At 67.5% G+C, this 14951-nt stretch carries 14 protein-coding genes; 8 read left to right on the forward strand and 6 right to left on the reverse strand.

The annotated features are described in order from the left end of the window. The first annotated feature begins 26 nt into the window (after nucleotides 1-26). From K5880_RS01785 to K5880_RS01800, 4 genes are all read left to right on the forward strand, one after another. On the forward strand, nucleotides 27-359 hold the full coding sequence (locus K5880_RS01785) for a YbaB/EbfC family nucleoid-associated protein (protein ID WP_204734911.1): 333 nt from the start codon (nucleotides 27-29) through the stop codon (nucleotides 357-359). 28 nt (nucleotides 360-387) lie between these two features. Next, nucleotides 388-999 (forward strand): recombination mediator RecR, encoded by a 612-nt coding sequence (gene recR, locus K5880_RS01790; RefSeq protein ID WP_297647926.1) that lies wholly within the window; start codon nucleotides 388-390, stop codon nucleotides 997-999. 41 nt (nucleotides 1000-1040) lie between these two features. After that, on the forward strand, nucleotides 1041-1445 hold the full coding sequence (locus K5880_RS01795) for an MAPEG family protein (RefSeq protein WP_297647929.1): 405 nt from the start codon (nucleotides 1041-1043) through the stop codon (nucleotides 1443-1445). Between the two features lie 145 nt (nucleotides 1446-1590). Beyond that, nucleotides 1591-2661 carry an ABC transporter substrate-binding protein gene (locus tag K5880_RS01800; RefSeq protein WP_297647931.1) on the forward strand — a complete coding sequence of 357 codons (1071 nt, stop codon included), beginning with the start codon at nucleotides 1591-1593 and terminating at the stop codon, nucleotides 2659-2661. Nucleotides 2662-2697: 36 nt separating this feature from the next. On the opposite strand, the gene K5880_RS01805 is transcribed toward K5880_RS01800, so the two are convergent. Then, a complete protein-coding gene (locus K5880_RS01805; RefSeq protein ID WP_297647934.1) occupies nucleotides 2698-4293 on the reverse strand; it encodes a transglycosylase SLT domain-containing protein in 1596 nt (531 codons plus the stop codon). Beyond that, nucleotides 4290-5063 carry a hydroxyacylglutathione hydrolase gene (gene gloB / locus K5880_RS01810; protein ID WP_297647936.1) on the reverse strand — a complete coding sequence of 258 codons (774 nt, stop codon included), beginning with the start codon at nucleotides 5061-5063 and terminating at the stop codon, nucleotides 4290-4292. The genes K5880_RS01805 and gloB overlap by 4 nt, the downstream gene beginning before the upstream one ends. Before the next feature lie 102 nt (nucleotides 5064-5165). Here gloB and K5880_RS01815 point away from each other — a divergent pair, with 102 nt between their 5' ends. The 4 genes from K5880_RS01815 to K5880_RS01830 all read left to right on the forward strand — a co-directional run bounded on the left by K5880_RS01815 (nucleotide 5166) and on the right by K5880_RS01830 (nucleotide 10828). Continuing rightward, nucleotides 5166-5945 (forward strand): class I SAM-dependent methyltransferase, encoded by a 780-nt coding sequence (locus K5880_RS01815; RefSeq protein WP_297647939.1) that lies wholly within the window; start codon nucleotides 5166-5168, stop codon nucleotides 5943-5945. 64 nt (nucleotides 5946-6009) lie between these two features. Then, nucleotides 6010-6444 carry a ribonuclease HI gene (gene rnhA, locus K5880_RS01820; protein WP_297647942.1) on the forward strand — a complete coding sequence of 145 codons (435 nt, stop codon included), beginning with the start codon at nucleotides 6010-6012 and terminating at the stop codon, nucleotides 6442-6444. A 132-nt stretch (nucleotides 6445-6576) separates the two neighbouring features. Continuing rightward, nucleotides 6577-7713, forward strand: a complete 1137-nt coding sequence (locus K5880_RS01825) for an efflux RND transporter periplasmic adaptor subunit (RefSeq protein ID WP_297647946.1) — start codon at nucleotides 6577-6579, stop codon at nucleotides 7711-7713. Between the two features lie 25 nt (nucleotides 7714-7738). Continuing rightward, nucleotides 7739-10828 (forward strand): efflux RND transporter permease subunit, encoded by a 3090-nt coding sequence (locus K5880_RS01830; RefSeq protein WP_297647949.1) that lies wholly within the window; start codon nucleotides 7739-7741, stop codon nucleotides 10826-10828. A 103-nt stretch (nucleotides 10829-10931) separates the two neighbouring features. Here the strand turns inward: K5880_RS01830 and glp are convergent, their stop codons facing one another. The 4 genes from glp to K5880_RS01850 all read right to left on the reverse strand — a co-directional run bounded on the left by glp (nucleotide 10932) and on the right by K5880_RS01850 (nucleotide 14906). After that, on the reverse strand, nucleotides 10932-12209 hold the full coding sequence (glp, locus tag K5880_RS01835) for a gephyrin-like molybdotransferase Glp (RefSeq protein ID WP_297647951.1): 1278 nt from the start codon (nucleotides 12207-12209) through the stop codon (nucleotides 10932-10934). Between the two features lie 20 nt (nucleotides 12210-12229). Then, nucleotides 12230-12853 carry a molybdenum cofactor guanylyltransferase MobA gene (mobA, locus tag K5880_RS01840; RefSeq protein ID WP_297647953.1) on the reverse strand — a complete coding sequence of 208 codons (624 nt, stop codon included), beginning with the start codon at nucleotides 12851-12853 and terminating at the stop codon, nucleotides 12230-12232. A 10-nt stretch (nucleotides 12854-12863) separates the two neighbouring features. Continuing rightward, nucleotides 12864-13979: a GTP 3',8-cyclase MoaA gene (moaA, locus tag K5880_RS01845; protein WP_297647955.1), complete on the reverse strand. Its 1116-nt coding sequence runs from the start codon at nucleotides 13977-13979 to the stop codon at nucleotides 12864-12866. Nucleotides 13980-14075: 96 nt separating this feature from the next. Further along, complete coding sequence (locus tag K5880_RS01850) at nucleotides 14076-14906, reverse strand: metal-dependent hydrolase (protein ID WP_297647957.1); 831 nt, start codon at nucleotides 14904-14906, stop codon at nucleotides 14076-14078. Nucleotides 14907-14951 lie beyond the last annotated feature (45 nt).

Here is a 14951-nt window from a genome sequence, read left to right on the forward strand (position 1 = left end):
TTTACCCGGAACACGCAAGGAAGACCATGTTCAACAAAGGACAACTCGCCGGCCTCATGAAACAGGCCCAGGCCATGCAGGACAACCTGAAGAAGGCCCAGGACGAACTGGCCTTCATCGAGGTCACGGGCGAGTCCGGTGCCGGCCTGGTGAAGGTGCTCATGACCTGCAAGCACGACGTCAAGCGCGTGACCATCGACCCCAGCCTGCTGGCCGACGACAAGGACATGCTCGAAGACCTGGTGGCCGCGGCGTTCAACGCGGCGGTGCGCAAGGCCGAGGAAACCTCGGCCGAGAAGATGGGCAAGATCACCGCAGGCATGCCCGGCCTGCCCGGCGGCATGAAGTTCCCGTTCTGAACACCTGCTGCCCGGGCGAGACAGGCTGATGGCTGAAAACCACTCGCTCGAACTGCTCGTTCAGGCGCTGCGCCGATTGCCCGGCGTGGGCGTGAAGTCCGCGCAGCGCATGGCATTCCACCTGCTGCAGCACGACCGCGACGGCGCCACGCAACTGGCGCGCGCGCTGGACCACGCCACGGCCTCGGTGCGGCACTGCAGCCTGTGCCACACCTTCACCGAAGACGAGATCTGCCACACCTGCCGGGACCCGCGGCGCGACCGCTCGCAGTTGTGCGTGGTGGAGACCCCCGCCGACCAGGCGGCCATGGAGCGCACCGGGGCCTACAAGGGCCTGTTCTTCGTGCTCATGGGCAAGCTCAGTCCGCTCGACGGCGTGGGCCCGCGCGATATCGGTTTGCAGAAGCTGTTCGATCGCATCGCCGCGCCTGTCGGGCCGGACGAGACGCCGGTGCGCGAGGTGATCCTCGCGACCAACTTCACCGCCGAAGGCGAAACCACCGCGCACGTGATTGCGCAGGCGCTCAAGGGGCGTGGTGACGTGCAGGTGACGCGCCTGGCGCGCGGCGTGCCGGTGGGCAGTGAACTGGAGTATGTCGATCTGGGCACCATCGCCCACGCCCTGGTGGACCGGCGCTGAACGGCGCTCGCGTCTTCTTCCCCCTCTCGAAAGAGTCCTTCATGAAACTCGCTGGATTGACCGTGGCCTACTGGGCCGTCGTGGTGGCGTCGTTGTTGCCCATCGGGTGCGCATGGCTCGCGAAGAAGGGCACGTTCGCGAAGTCGCGCCGCGAAGGCGGCTTCGACAACCACAACCCGCGCGCGTGGCTCGCGCGCCAGACCGACTGGCGCGCGCGCGCCAACGCCGCGCAGGCCAACAGCTTCGAGGCGCTGCCCTTCTTCATCGGCGCGGTGATCATTGCGCACCAGCTCGGCGCTTCGCAACTGCGGCTGGACGTGCTGGCGTTCGTGTTCGTCGTGCTGCGCCTGCTCTTCATCCTGATGTACGTGGCCGACATGGCCACCGCGCGCAGCCTGGTCTGGACACTGGCGCTGCTGGTGAACATCGCAATCCTGTTCGTCTGACGTTTGTACGCCGCACGCTGTTACATCGGCTTGCATCTGCTCGGTGAAAACCCGCTCGGGATTCGTCCCGATGCGGGTTTATTTCACGGCCCCTAGTCTCAAGCTTCACAAAGGCACACGTGTGCCAAGAGAGGAAGACAGGGACATGTGGAGTCGTCGCAACTGGGGACGTGCCTGCGCGCTGGGCGTGATCGCGGCGGCCACGCCGCTCCTGCGTGCGCAGGCGCCGTCGCTGACGGCACCTGCGGTGCCGCCTCCGCCCAGACCGGATGCGACCAAGCTGGCCATTGCGGTCGACAACCGCGCCTCGTTCTGCTACCTGCCGCTGACGATTGCTGAGCAACTGGGGTACTTCGTGCAGGAGGGCCTGGACGTGGAGGTGCGCGAGTTCCCCGACGACGTGCAGGCCCTGCAGGCCATGCAGAGCGGCGCGGCGCATGTGCTCTCCGGCGCCTACGCCAGCACCATTGCCGCGCAGGTCCGCGGCCAGTCGCTCCAGTCCTTCGTGTTGCAGGGCCGCGCACCGCAGGTGGTGGTGGGCGTGTCGAAGGAAACCATGGGGCACTATCGCACGCTCAACGACCTGCGGGGCCGACGGGTCGGGGTCATGGCTGCCGGCTCGGCCTCGCAGCGTGTGGCCAGCCTGGTGCTGCGCAAGGTGGGTCTGCGGGCCGCGGATGTGCAATACGTGCCGCTGGCCAACGCGGCGGCGGCGGTGCAGGCGTTTCGCCGTGGCGATCTCGACGCCATCAGCTACACCGATCCGACGGTGACCCATCTGGAGCAGCTCGGCGCGCTCAGGGTGGTGGCCGACACACGCAGCACGCGAGGTACATCCGAAGTGTTTGGCGGGCCCATGCCATCGGGCTGCCTGTGTGCGCCGGCCGAATTCCTCACACAGTACCCCAAGGCCAGCCAGGCTTTGGCCGATGCCATGGTGCATGCGCTCAAGTGGCTGCAGACGGCGGGGCCGTCCGACATCATCAAGACCGTGCCGGAGCGCTATTTCCAGGGCGATCGCGCGCTCTATCTGGCGGCTTTCATCCGGGTGCGCGAGGCCTGGACGGCCGACGGGCTCATGCCCGAGAACGGGCCGGCCACGGCGGCGCGCATGCTGGCGCAGTTCGAAGCGCCGGAGCAGGTGCGCAAGGTGGATCTGGCTCGCACCTTCACCAACGAATTCGCGCGCAAGGCCAAGGCGCGGTTCAGGGCCTGAGACGATCCGCCATCCAGGCGTACGCGCCGCGTCCGCTCAGGGACTCTTCTTGTCGGTCTTGGAGCTGGTCGCCACGCGAGTCTTGCTCGCCGTGGCCTTGGCTTTCACCGGCTTGCGGGCCGTGCTGGAGACGACCTTCTTGGCCGAGGAGGACCTGGCCTGTGTCGCGCGCTGCGGCAACTGAACCGTGAGGCGCTGGCCGACCCTGAGCGTCGCCTTGACGGAAATCCGGTTCCAGGCAGCCAGGCTGGCCACGCTCACGTCGTAGCGCCGGGCCAACTGGCTCAGGGTGTCACCCTTGCGCACCGTGACCGTGCCGCGCCGGGTGGTCGCTTCCGGCTGGAGGTTGAGCTGGGCGTTGTCGGCCACATGAATGGGCACGTCACCGTTGCGCTTTTCGGTGCGCGGCACAAGCAGGCTGGAGCCGGCGCGCACGCGCATGCGTGGCGGAATGTTGTTGACCGCGCGCAGCTCTTCCTCGCTCATGCCGACACGGGCCGCGGCCTGCGCCGCGGTCATGGTGCTGGGCACGACCCAGGCTGTCCAGCTCGCCAGCGGCCCTGTGTACTGCAGCAGGTTGCGCTGGAAGATGATCGCGTTGTCCCAGGGCAGCAGCACGTGTGGGGTGCCCGCGGCCATGACCACGGGCTGGCGCAGCGAGGGGTTGAGCACGCGGAAGTCTTTTTCCTCCACTTCGGCCAGGCGGGCGATGAGTTCGACGTCCATGTCGCGCAGCAGCGTGACCGTGTCGAAGAAGGGGTGGTTGCCGATCAGGGGCAGGGTGGCGTTGAAGTCCTGAGGCCGCGCCAGGATGTTCTTCACGGCCTGCAGCTTGGGCACGTACATGCGCGTTTCCAGCGGCATGTTGATGTCGGTATAGCCCGTGGGCAGGCCCTGGCGCTGGTTGCGCGTGATGGCGCGGTTGACGTTGCCCTGGCCCCAGTTGTAGGCCGCCAGCGCGAGGTGCCAGTCGCCGAAGCGGCCGTGCAGCTGCTGCAGGTAGTCCAGCGCGGCGCGGGTGGAGGCGAGCACGTCGCGCCGGTCGTCGCGGAAGGCATTCTGTTTCAGGTCGAACGACTCGCCGGTGGCCGGCATGAACTGCCACATGCCGGCGGCGCGCGCGCTGGAGACGGCCTGCGGGTTGAAGGCGCTCTCGATGAAGGGCAGCAGCGCCAGTTCCATGGGCATGTTGCGCAGTTCGATCTCCTCGACGATGTGGAACAGGTAGCGGCGCGAGCGCTCCGTCATGCGCTGCATGTAGTCGGGGCGGGTGGCGTACCACTGCTCGCGATCACGCACCATGTCGTTGTCGAGATCGGGCATGGCGAAGCCGCGCCGGATGCGGTCCCACAGGTCGGTGGGGGCGTCCAGCGTGGTCACACCGTACGGGCTGGTGCTGACGATGGCGATGTCCTGGAGCGGGATGTCGCTGGGCAGGCGGTAGGACGGCAGGCTTGGTCGGGTGGCGGCAACGGGTTCCGGCGCCGGTGCGGGCGTGGACGGTGCGTCGGGCACGACGGTGGTGGCGCAACCGGCCACGAAAAGGGCCAGGGAGGCGGTCGCGAGCTTCAGCCAGGAGGGTGTCGCGGCGGTGCGGGGCGCGGGCCGGGCCGCGGGGGAGGCAGGGGTCATCTGAAAACGTTCTTCCATTCGCGAAGCGTGGCGAACACGGCCACGGCATCGTTGGCGCTGCCGGGCTCGTGGGCCAGGGCGGACTGCGCGACAGCCGCTTCGCGGGTGCGCAAAAAGGGGTTGATCTGTTTTTCCAGCCCGATGGAGCTGGGCAGGGTGGGAAAGTTCTGGGCGCGCAGGGTCTGGCAGCGCGCGGCGTAGTCCGCCAGCGCGGTGTTGCCCGGCTCCACCGCCTGCGCGAACCTGAGGTTGGACAGGGTGTATTCGTGCGTGCAGCACACGCGGGTGTCGTCGGGCAGCGCGGCCAGGCGGGTGAGCGAGTCCAGCATCTGCGCTGGCGTGCCCTCGAACAGGCGGCCACAGCCGCCCGAAAAGAGCGTGTCGCCGCAAAAGAGCAACGGGTGTCCGTCCATCTCGGGTGTGTGGTACGCGATGTGGCCGGCCGTGTGCCCGGGCACCTCGATCACCTCGAAGCGCAGGCCGAGCACCTCGACCGCGTCGCCCGCGCCCACCCGCTGCAGCGGCTCGGGCATGGGTTCGTGCGTGGGGCCGATGACGTGTGCGCCGGTGGCCTCTCGCAGGGCCGCCACACCGCCGGTGTGGTCGGCGTGGTGGTGGGTGATCAGGATGGTGTCGAGTTGCAGGCCTTGTTGCGCGAGCCAGCGCGAGACGCCTTCGGACTCGCCCGGGTCGACCACCAGTGCCCGCGACCCGTCGTGCAGGGCCCAGATGTAGTTGTCGCTGAAGGCCGGAATGGGGATGAGGTGCATGGCGCGGATGTCGGGTGGGGGCGTGTAGAGTGCGGGCTGGCCTTCCCGTGGCTCTGCAGTGTCGCAGACTTCGGGTCGCAGGCGACCCCATACCCGTACCAGATGACCGCAAAAATTATAGGTTTGACCGAGTGGTTCTCGACTGCGCCGGGCCAGTACCTGCTGGCCTGGGAACGGGCTCAGTTCGACCTCGCAGTGACCGACCTGTTCGGCTACAACGCGCTCCAGCTCGGACTGCCCGAGCTCGACGGCCTGCAGGCCAACCGCATGCCGCACCGCTGGCTGGCCCTGCCCGAAGTGCCAACGGATGAAGGCGCCGTCCGCTCCCCTCGCACCGCGCTGATCGCCGACGCGGCCGCCCTGCCGTTTCCCGAGGCCAGCCTGGATCTCGTGGTGTTGCCGCACACGCTCGAGTTCAGCGCCGACCCGCACCACGTGCTGCGCGAGGTTGAGCGGGTGCTGGTGCCCGAGGGGCGGGTGGTGATCTCGGGCTTCAACCCTGCCAGCCTGTGGGGGCTGCGCCAGGCCCGCGGGCGCCTGTGCGCCCAGGTCGGCCTGAGGGCCTTTGGGGCGTCCAGTCTGTACCTGCCCGAGTCGGGCGACTTCATCGGTCCCTGGCGGCTGCGCGACTGGCTGCGCTTGCTCAGCTTTGAAGTGGAGTCCGATCGCTTCGGCTGCTACCGACCGGCCATGCGCACCGACGCATGGCTGCAGCGCTATGCGTGGCTGGACCACGCGGGTGCGCGCTGGTGGCCGATCTTCGGAGCGGTGTATTTCGTGGTGGCGGTCAAGCGCGTGCGTGGCATGCGCCTGCTGGGCCCGGCCTGGAAGCCGCGGCGCGCCACGTCGGCCGCGCCCGTGTCGCTGACCAACCGCCACTGACGCGCCGCCCGCTGCGGCCGTCCATCTTTACTTCGTCTTTACATTCCATCGAGGAGCACGTTTCTTGAACCACGTGGTGATCTACACCGACGGCGCCTGCAAAGGCAATCCCGGCCCGGGTGGCTGGGGCGTCTATCTGAAGTCGCAAGGGTTTGAAAAGGAACTCTGGGGCGGCGAGCGCGAAACGACCAACAACCGGATGGAGCTGACTGCGGTGATCGAGGCGCTCAGCGCGCTCAAGCGTCCTTGCCGGGTGTCACTCTTTCTCGACAGTCAGTACGTGCGCCAGGGCATCACCGAATGGATCCATGGCTGGAAACGCAAGGGCTGGGTCACGGCTGCGAAACAACCGGTGAAAAACGCCGACCTCTGGCAACGCCTGGACGCTCTGGTGCATGGTGGCGTGCACGAGATCGAATGGCATTGGGTCAGGGGGCATGCCGGAGATCCGGGCAATGAGCGGGCCGATGCCCTGGCCAACCGCGGCGTTCCCCTGTGAGTCCTTGGGCCGCATCGGCGGTCGGGTGAGCGGAACTCGACGGGCGGTTTGCCCTCACCACTGCTACATTTCGTTTCTTGATCCGAGCCATACCCTGTGGGGCATGGCATCTTCCTTGCAGCAAGTGACTTCATGGCGAACAAGACGCTTTACGTGTTGGTGGCCGTTGCAGGCATCGGTCTGGCCTCCGGCGCGGCCTGGTGGCTGCAGAAGGGCCCATCGTCCGCGCCGGCCGCGCCGGCCGCTGCCCGGGCCGGCGGCGGTGCGCCCAGTGTGGAAGTGGTCAAGGTCAGGACCACGTCGCTGCGCGATGACGCGCAGGCGGTAGGGTCGCTGCGTTCGCGCCAGAGTGTCACGCTCAAGCCGGAAACCGCCGGGCGCGTGTCGCGCATTGCGTTTGACGATGGTGCCCAGGTGCGCCGAGGGCAATTGCTGGTGCAGCTGGACGACACGTTGCAGCGCGCGGAACTCAGCCAGGCGCAGGCCCAGTTGTCGATCGCGCGCGCCAACCTCAAACGCAACCAGGAACTGGTGGCGCAGAACTTCGTCGCGCAGCGCGTGGTGGAGGAGAGCGAGGCCAACCTGCAGGTCGCGCAGGCCCAGGTGGCCCTGGCCGAGGCCCGCATGCAGCGCATGCGCATCGTTGCACCTTTCGACGGCACGCTGGGTCTGCGCAGCATCAACCTGGGTCAGTACGTGGGGGTGGGCGACAACCTCGTCAACCTCGAGGACACTTCGCTGCTGACGGTCGACTTCCGTCTGCCCGAGCGCTACCAGAGCCGCCTGGCCGTCGGTCAAGGTGTGCAGGTGCAACTCGATGCCCTTCCGGGCAAGAAGTACGAGGCCAGGGTGCTCGCGGTCGATCCCCTGCTGGACGCCAACGGGCGCTCGATTGCGGTGCGGGCCGTGATGCCGCGAAGCGGTGGGTCTGAACTGCGTCCCGGCATGTTCGCCCGGGTGCTCATCCTGTTTTCGGTGAACGACGGCGCGCTGGTGGTGCCCGAGGAAGCCATGGTGCCCCAGGCGGGCAAGCAGTTCGTGTATGTGCTGGAAGAGCAGGGCCAGGGCGATGCGAGGAAGCTGGTGTCGCGCCGCGTCGAAGTGGAACTGGGCGTGCGCCGTGATGCCGAGGTCGAGGTGACCCGGGGACTCGCGGCGGGCGACACGGTGGTCGTCGCGGGGCAGCAGCGGTTGCAGCGCGATGGCACAGCGGTGCGCGTGATCGACATGGCGCGCGGCCCGGCCGCACCCACCACGTCGGCACCCTGATCGACCCATCCGGACAGGAGTCCCCGTGCAACTGCCAGAAATTGCCATCCGCCGTCCGGTTTTCGCGTCGGTGCTTTCGCTGCTGATCCTGCTGGTGGGCTTCGTCTCGTTCAATGGGCTCTCGGTGCGCGAGTACCCGCGCATCGACGAGCCGACCGTCACGGTCAGCACCACGTTTGGCGGCGCGTCCAGCGAAGTGATCGAGTCGCAGGTGACGAAGGTGCTCGAGGACTCGCTCGCAGGCATCGAGGGGGTGGACATCATCACCTCCATCAGCCGGGCCGAACGCAGCCAGATCACGGTGCGCTTCAAGCTGGAACGTGACCCGGACTCTGCCGCCGCCGATGTGCGCGACAAGGTCAGCCGGGTGCGCCAGCGGCTGCCAGACGGGGTGGACGAGCCCACCATCGCCAAGGTCGAGGCCGACGCCTCCCCAGTGATCTGGCTGGCACTGAATTCCGAGACACTCCCATCGCTGGAGCTCAGCGACATCGCGAACCGGCTCGTCAAGCCCCGGTTGCAGACCGCCCCCGGTGCTGCCGACGTGCGCATCTGGGGCGAACGGCGCTACTCCATGCGCATCTGGCTGGACCCGGATCGCCTCGCGGCCTACAGCCTGACCACGCAGGACGTGGAGGACGCGCTGCGCCGTTCCAACCTGGAGGTGCCGGCCGGTCGCATCGAGAGTTCGCTGCGCGAGTTCAACGTCACGGCGGCCACCGACGTGCAGACGCCCGAGCAGTTCCGTGCCATCGGCATCCGCACCATCAACGGCCAGACCATCCGCATCGGTGACGTGGCGCGCGTCGAGCAGGCGCCGCAGGACGAGCGCACTTCCGTGCGCTACAACGGGCGCGACGCGATCTCCCTGGGCGTGATCCGCCAGGCGACGGCCAACCCGCTGGAGCTCTCGGCCGCGGTGCAGGTCATGCTGCCGCGCATCATCGAGGAACTGCCCGAAGGCGTGAGCATCGAGGTGGCGAACGACAACTCGATCTTCATCGATCGTTCGATCAAGGCCGTGTACACCACCATTGCCGAGGCCGCTGTGCTGGTGGCGCTGGTGATCTTCGTGTTCCTGCGCACCGTGCGGGCGTCCGTCATCCCGTTGATCACCATCCCGGTGAGCCTGATCGGTTCGTTTGCCCTGATGGCACTGTTCGGCTTTTCGATCAACACGCTCACGCTGCTGGCCCTGGTGCTGGCGATCGGGCTGGTGGTGGACGACGCGATCGTGATGCTGGAGAACATCTACCGGCACATCGAGGCGGGAATGAAGCCGTTCGACGCGGCGATCAAGGGCGCGCGGGAAATCGGCTTTGCGATCGTGGCCATGACGCTCACGCTGGCCGCGGTATACGCCCCGCTGGCCTTCACACCCGGGCGCACTGGTCGCTTGTTTGCCGAGTTCGCGCTGGCGCTGGCAGGTGCCGTTGTCGTCTCGGGCTTCGTGGCGCTCACGCTCTCGCCCATGATGTGCTCCAAGTTGCTGCGCCATGTGGACGAGCCGACCCGGTTCGATCGTTTCATGGAAGCCGTCCTGGTGCGCGTGAACCGGGCCTACGAGCATGCCCTGAGCTGGTCGCTCAACGTGCGCTGGCTGGTGGTCGCGGTGATGATCGGCAGTGCCGGCGCGAGCTGGTGGCTGCTGCAGAGCACGCGCTCCGAGCTGGCCCCCATGGAAGACCGCGGGGTTGTGCTGGCCAACATCAACGGGCCCGACGGCGCCACGCTGGCCTACACGCGCCGCTATGCCGACGCCATCGAGAAGATGGCGATGGCGCAACCGGAGTTCGATCGCATCTTCACCGTGGTGGGCAATCCCACGGTGGCCCAGGGTGCGGTGGTGATGCGCGGCAAGGCCTGGGAGGAGCGCGACCGCACCACCATGGAGATAGCGAACAAGATGTCGCCGCAGATGGCGGCGTTGCCGGGCATCAGTGCCTACCCGATCACGCCGCCTTCGCTGGGCCAGGGTTTTCGCGAGCGACCGGTGAACTTCATCATCGTCACCAGTGACTCCTACGAGAACCTGTCGGCCGTGGTGCGCCAGTTCCAGGACCGCATGGCGCAGAACCCGGGACTGGTGCAGGTGGACACCGATCTGCGGCTGAACAAGCCCGAGATCCGCATGGACGTGGACCGTGAGCGCGCGGCCGACATGGGTGTGAGCGTGGACACCATCGCCCGCACCGTCGAAACCATGCTGGGCGGGCGCACGGTGACGCGCTACAAGCGCGACGGCGAGCAGTACGACGTGGTGGTGCAGACCGTGTCCACCCACCGCAGCACGCCCGAGGACATCGACCGGCTTTTCGTGCGCGGCCGTGGCGACGCGATGATCCCGCTGGCTTCGCTCGTGAGCACGCGCGAAGTGGTGGTGCCGCGCGAGCTCAACCACTTCGGCCAGCGCCGCAGCGCGTCGATCACGGCCAATATCAGTCCCAGCTATTCGCTGGGCGAGGCGCTGATCTTCATGGAGCAGACCGCGGCCGATATCCTGCCGGCAGGCTATGCCACCGACCTCAACGGCCAGAGCCGCGAATTCCGCAATGCCTCGGGCTCGCTGGCACTGGTGTTCGTGCTCTCGCTGCTGTTCATTTTCCTGGTGCTCTCGGCCCAGTTCGAGAGCTTCGTCGATCCGCTGATCATCATGCTCAGCGTGCCGCTGTCGATGCTGGGGGCGCTGCTGGCATTGAAGCTCTCGGGCGGCACGCTCAACGTGTTCAGCCAGATCGGCCTGATCACGCTGGTGGGCCTGATCACCAAGCACGGCATCCTGATCGTGGAGTTCGCCAACCAGTTGCGGGAGCAGGGCGTGGACAAGATCGAAGCCGTCAAGCGCGCGGCAGCCCTGCGCCTGCGCCCGATCATGATGACCACCGGCGCCATGGTGCTTGGCGCCATTCCACTGGCCCTGGCCTCGGGTGCCGGCGCCGAGAGCCGCCAGCAGATCGGCTGGGTGATCGTGGGCGGCATGAGCGTGGGCACGCTGCTCACCATCTTCGTGGTGCCGACCATGTACACGCTGCTCTCGCGCATGAAGTCGCACCAGCCGGCGCATCCGGTGATGCACGACGCTGTGCCACCTTCCGAGGTGATTCCGGCGAAGTGAGGTTGTTCGTTTTCCGAGGTGCTTCGCTCGTTGCACCTCGTGGCTCGCGGTCGCGGCGCCGGATACCCCGGTCGCCGCCGACCGGAGCAACCGGGGGAAACACTCAGATCACACCGTCGAACAGCATCACCTCGACGGTGTCACCCACAGCAACGTTCCCCTGCTCGTGCCGCAGCACGATCAGGCCGTTGGCCTGCACCATGGAGCTGAGCACGCCCGAGCCCTGGTTGCCCGTGGTGCGCGCGACCAGCGAACCATCGGCCTCGCGCACCACGGTACCGCGCTGGTATTCGGTGCGGCCCGGCTTCTTGCGCAGGGCCTCGCCACTCCTTGCCTGCAGCAGCACGGGGGCTTGGACCTTGGCGCCCATGAGGAGCTGCAAGGCAGGGCGCACGAAGGCCAGGAAGGTCACCATCACGGCGACCGGGTTGCCCGGCAGGCCGAACAGCACCGCCGATTTGCCGCCCTCGACGATCCGCCCCACCGCCATCGGCCGCCCGGGCCGCATCGCGATGCGCCAGAACGCCACGTCACCGAGCTGCTTCATCATCGCCTTGGTGTGATCGGCTTCGCCCATGCTCACGCCGCCGCTGGTGATGATGGCGTCGGCGCGCGCCGCGGCCTCGCGAAAGGCGGCTTCGAGTGCCGCGGGCTCGTCGCGCACCACGCCCATGTCGATCACCTCGACCCCCATGCGGGTGAGCAGGCCGAAGACGGTGTAGCGGTTGCTGTCGTACACCGCGCCTTCGCGCGGTGCCTCGCCCAGGCTGAGGATTTCGTCGCCGGTGGAGAAATACGCTACCTGGATGCGCCGGAACACGTTCACGGTGGGCAGCCCCAGGCTGGCGACCAGGCCCAGCGCGGCCGGGCCCAGCGTCTGGCCCTGGCGCAGCGCCGGCTCGCCGGCCATGATGTCCTCGCCAAGCAGGCGGCGGTTGTCGCCGGTTCTGACCACGCCCGGCGGCACGACCACCGTGTCACCCTCGATGTTCACGAACTCCAGCGGCACCACCGTGTCCAGCCCGGCGGGCAGGATCGCGCCGGTCATGATCTTGAGGCATTCGCCCGCGCCGACGGTACCGCCCCAGGCCTTGCCCGCGAAGGCCGTGCCTGCCACGCGCAGGTGCAGTGACTCGCCGGGCCGGAGTTGCGCGCCGTGGAACGCAAAACCGTCCATGGCCGAGTTGTCGTGCGGCGGCACGCTGATGGGTGAAACCACGTCCCTGGCCAGCACGCGGTCGAGTGCGTCGAAGACGCCCAGGTTTTCAGTCCCGGACACGGGCTCGACCAACCGGGCGAGAAACTCGTTCACACGTTCTGTGCTGAGCGCCTGGGGGTCGTAGCCCTGCAGTGCGGCCGCGATCTGCTCGATGGACTTCATGCGAAATGGTTGCCGGGGCCTTAGCGCCTTTCCAGCGCATGCAGCTCGGCCAGGGTATTGGTGTTGAAGAAGGCCTGGAGATCGTCCCCTGGGCGGTCAAAGGGCACGATCACGGTGCGGTGCTGCTCAGTCCAGCGGTCGATCTTTCGTCCCCCAGCCTGGGTGAAGGCCATCAGGCTTTCCAGCAAGTCGACGCGCATGAGGCAGAACACGGGCTGCGGACGCAACTGGCCGTCTTCCTCGCGTGCAGCAGCCATGGCAATTTCGGTGGTCTCATCCTCGAACGCTGCCGCCAGGCGTTGCCCCAGGTCGAGCGGAAAGAGCGGTGTGTCGCAGGGCACGGTGAGCAGGAAGGGCGTCTCACATCGCTCCAGGCCGGTCATGAAGCCCGCCAGAGGGCCCGCATAGTCGCTCAAGGTGTCAGGCCAGACCGGGACACCGAAAGCTTCGTAGGCGGCCAGGTTGCGGTTGGCGTTGATCATCTGGTCGCCGACCAGTCCGCCTTCCTGCATCTGCAGCCTCAGCAGGGCGTGCATCGCCAGCGGCGAGCCGTTGAAGTTCTGCAGGCCCTTGTCGGCCCCGCCCATGCGCGAGCCGCGGCCGCCGGCCAGGACCAGCCCCGTGATGTCGTTGGTGTGGATCATGATGTGGAATTCATCCGCCGATGTAGCTCATTTCAACGCGGCGTTGGCCCTGGCCTGCGTCCGGAGGCAGACTGGCGCGCAGCTGCGAATAGCGGTCGCTGCGGCCCTGCCAGATCGCCGCGATGGCGCTGGCGAGTTGTTCGTCGGTGGCGTCACCCCGGATCAGGTGGCGCAGGTCGTGGCCCTGGCTGGCGAACAGGCACAGGTACAACTGGCCTTCGGTGGACAGGCGCGCGCGGTTGCAGTCGCCGCAGAAGGCCTGGGTCACGCTGCTGATGACGCCGATTTCGCCCGAGCCATCGGCATAACCCCAGCGCTCGGCGGTCTCGCCGGGGGCCGAGGCTCCGAGCTGCACCAGCGGCAATTCGTGGTGGATGCGCTGCACCACCTCGGCGCTGGGCAGCACCTCGTCCATGCGCCAGCCGTTGGTGGCGCCGACGTCCATGTACTCGATGAAGCGCAGCACGATCCCGGTGCCTTTGAAATGGCGCGCCATGGGCAGGATCTCGTGGTCGTTCGTGCCGCGCTTGACCACCATGTTGACCTTGATCGGCCCCAGGCCGGCGGCCTGGGCCGCCGCGATGCCATCGAGCACGTCGGCCACGGGAAAATCCACGTCGTTCATGGCGCGGAAGATGGCGTCGTCCAGCCCGTCCAGACTGACGGTGACGCGCTGCAGGCCTGCAGCCTTGAGCGCCGCAGCCTTGCGCGCGAGCAGCGAGCCGTTGGTGGTGAGCGTGATGTCCAGCGGCTGGCCTTCCACCGTGCGCAACGCCGCGAGTTGCCCGATGAGGATCTCGAGGTTTTTGCGCAGCAGGGGCTCGCCGCCGGTGAGCCGGATCTTTTGCACGCCATGTGCGACGAACTGGCGCGCCACGCGCGTGATCTCCTCGAAGCTGAGCAGTGAGCTGTGCGGCAGGTAGGCGTAGTCCTTGTCGAAGATCTCCTTGGGCATGCAGTAGCTGCAGCGGAAGTTGCAGCGGTCGGTCACGCTGATGCGCAGGTCGCGCAGCGGACGGCCCAGCGAGTCGCCGAGCAGGCCAGAGGGCGCTGTGGCCACGGAAGGGACGCGCGCCGCCACGGACACCAGGCGCTGGTCGATCAGGGGAATCACGCGTTCGGACATGCGTCGATTATGGGCGAGTCACCCCATGCACGTGGGCACGCACCCAGGGTATGCAGGGTTTCAGCGTGGGCATGGCGCGGCCCGGCGCGTCATGCCTCAGGCCGGCTGCGTCCGCGCCACGGGTGTGTACGACGCGGCGTTGTCGCGCAGCCAGTGGGCGGAGAGCTCGCTGGATTGCTGGCTGGGGTGGAAGTCGGGCCTGAAGTACGCGCGCCAGGGTTTGAAGGTCCGCCGCAGCAGGCCTTCGCGGCCGAGCAGGTGGTGCGTCGCGCTGCGCCAGGTGCTCCACTGCCACAGCGTGCCGTCGCGCCGCAGGTTGTGCACTGTCTGGCGCAGGGTGTCGGCGAGGAAGACCAGGGTGATGCGGCGCATCCAGGTGCTGCGCCAGGCGTGGCTGCCGCCGAGCGCCTGGTACAGGTCAAAGGCGGTGCATTTGTGTTCGGCTTCCTCGGCGCTGTGCCACAGCCACAGGGTCTTGAGGCGCGCCTCACTGCCGTCGAGTACGTGGTGGTGCGCCAGCAGCCACTCCGCGAACAGCGCGGTGAAATGTTCGTTTGCCGCGGTGATGGCCAGGCCATGGCGGGGGTCGGTGCCTTCCATCAGCTTGAGACGCTCACGGGCACGCGGCTCCCATTCGTTGACCAGACCATGCTTCTCGATCTGCGCGTTGAACAGCGCGTGGATGCGCCGGTGCGTGGCCTCCTGACCGACAAACCCCTGGACTTCGGCCTGCAGCGCCGCTTGCTGTGGCGGCGGCAGGGCCTTGAGGCCGTTGCGCACCGAATCGATGAAGAACTGCTCCCCGATGGGAAAGCTCATGGACAGGGCGTTGAACCAGGCGGTCAGGAACGCGTCGTTCGCGCACCAGTGGCGGGCCACGGGTTGCTCCAGATCGATCAGCAGGCGGCGGACAACGAGGTCGGTCATGGCAGGCTCGGGCTAGGTGGATGAATTGGTACGTCATCGTACCAA

The organism is Hydrogenophaga sp., from assembly GCF_025699295.1.
Classification (GTDB): Bacteria; Pseudomonadota; Gammaproteobacteria; order Burkholderiales; family Burkholderiaceae_C; genus Hydrogenophaga.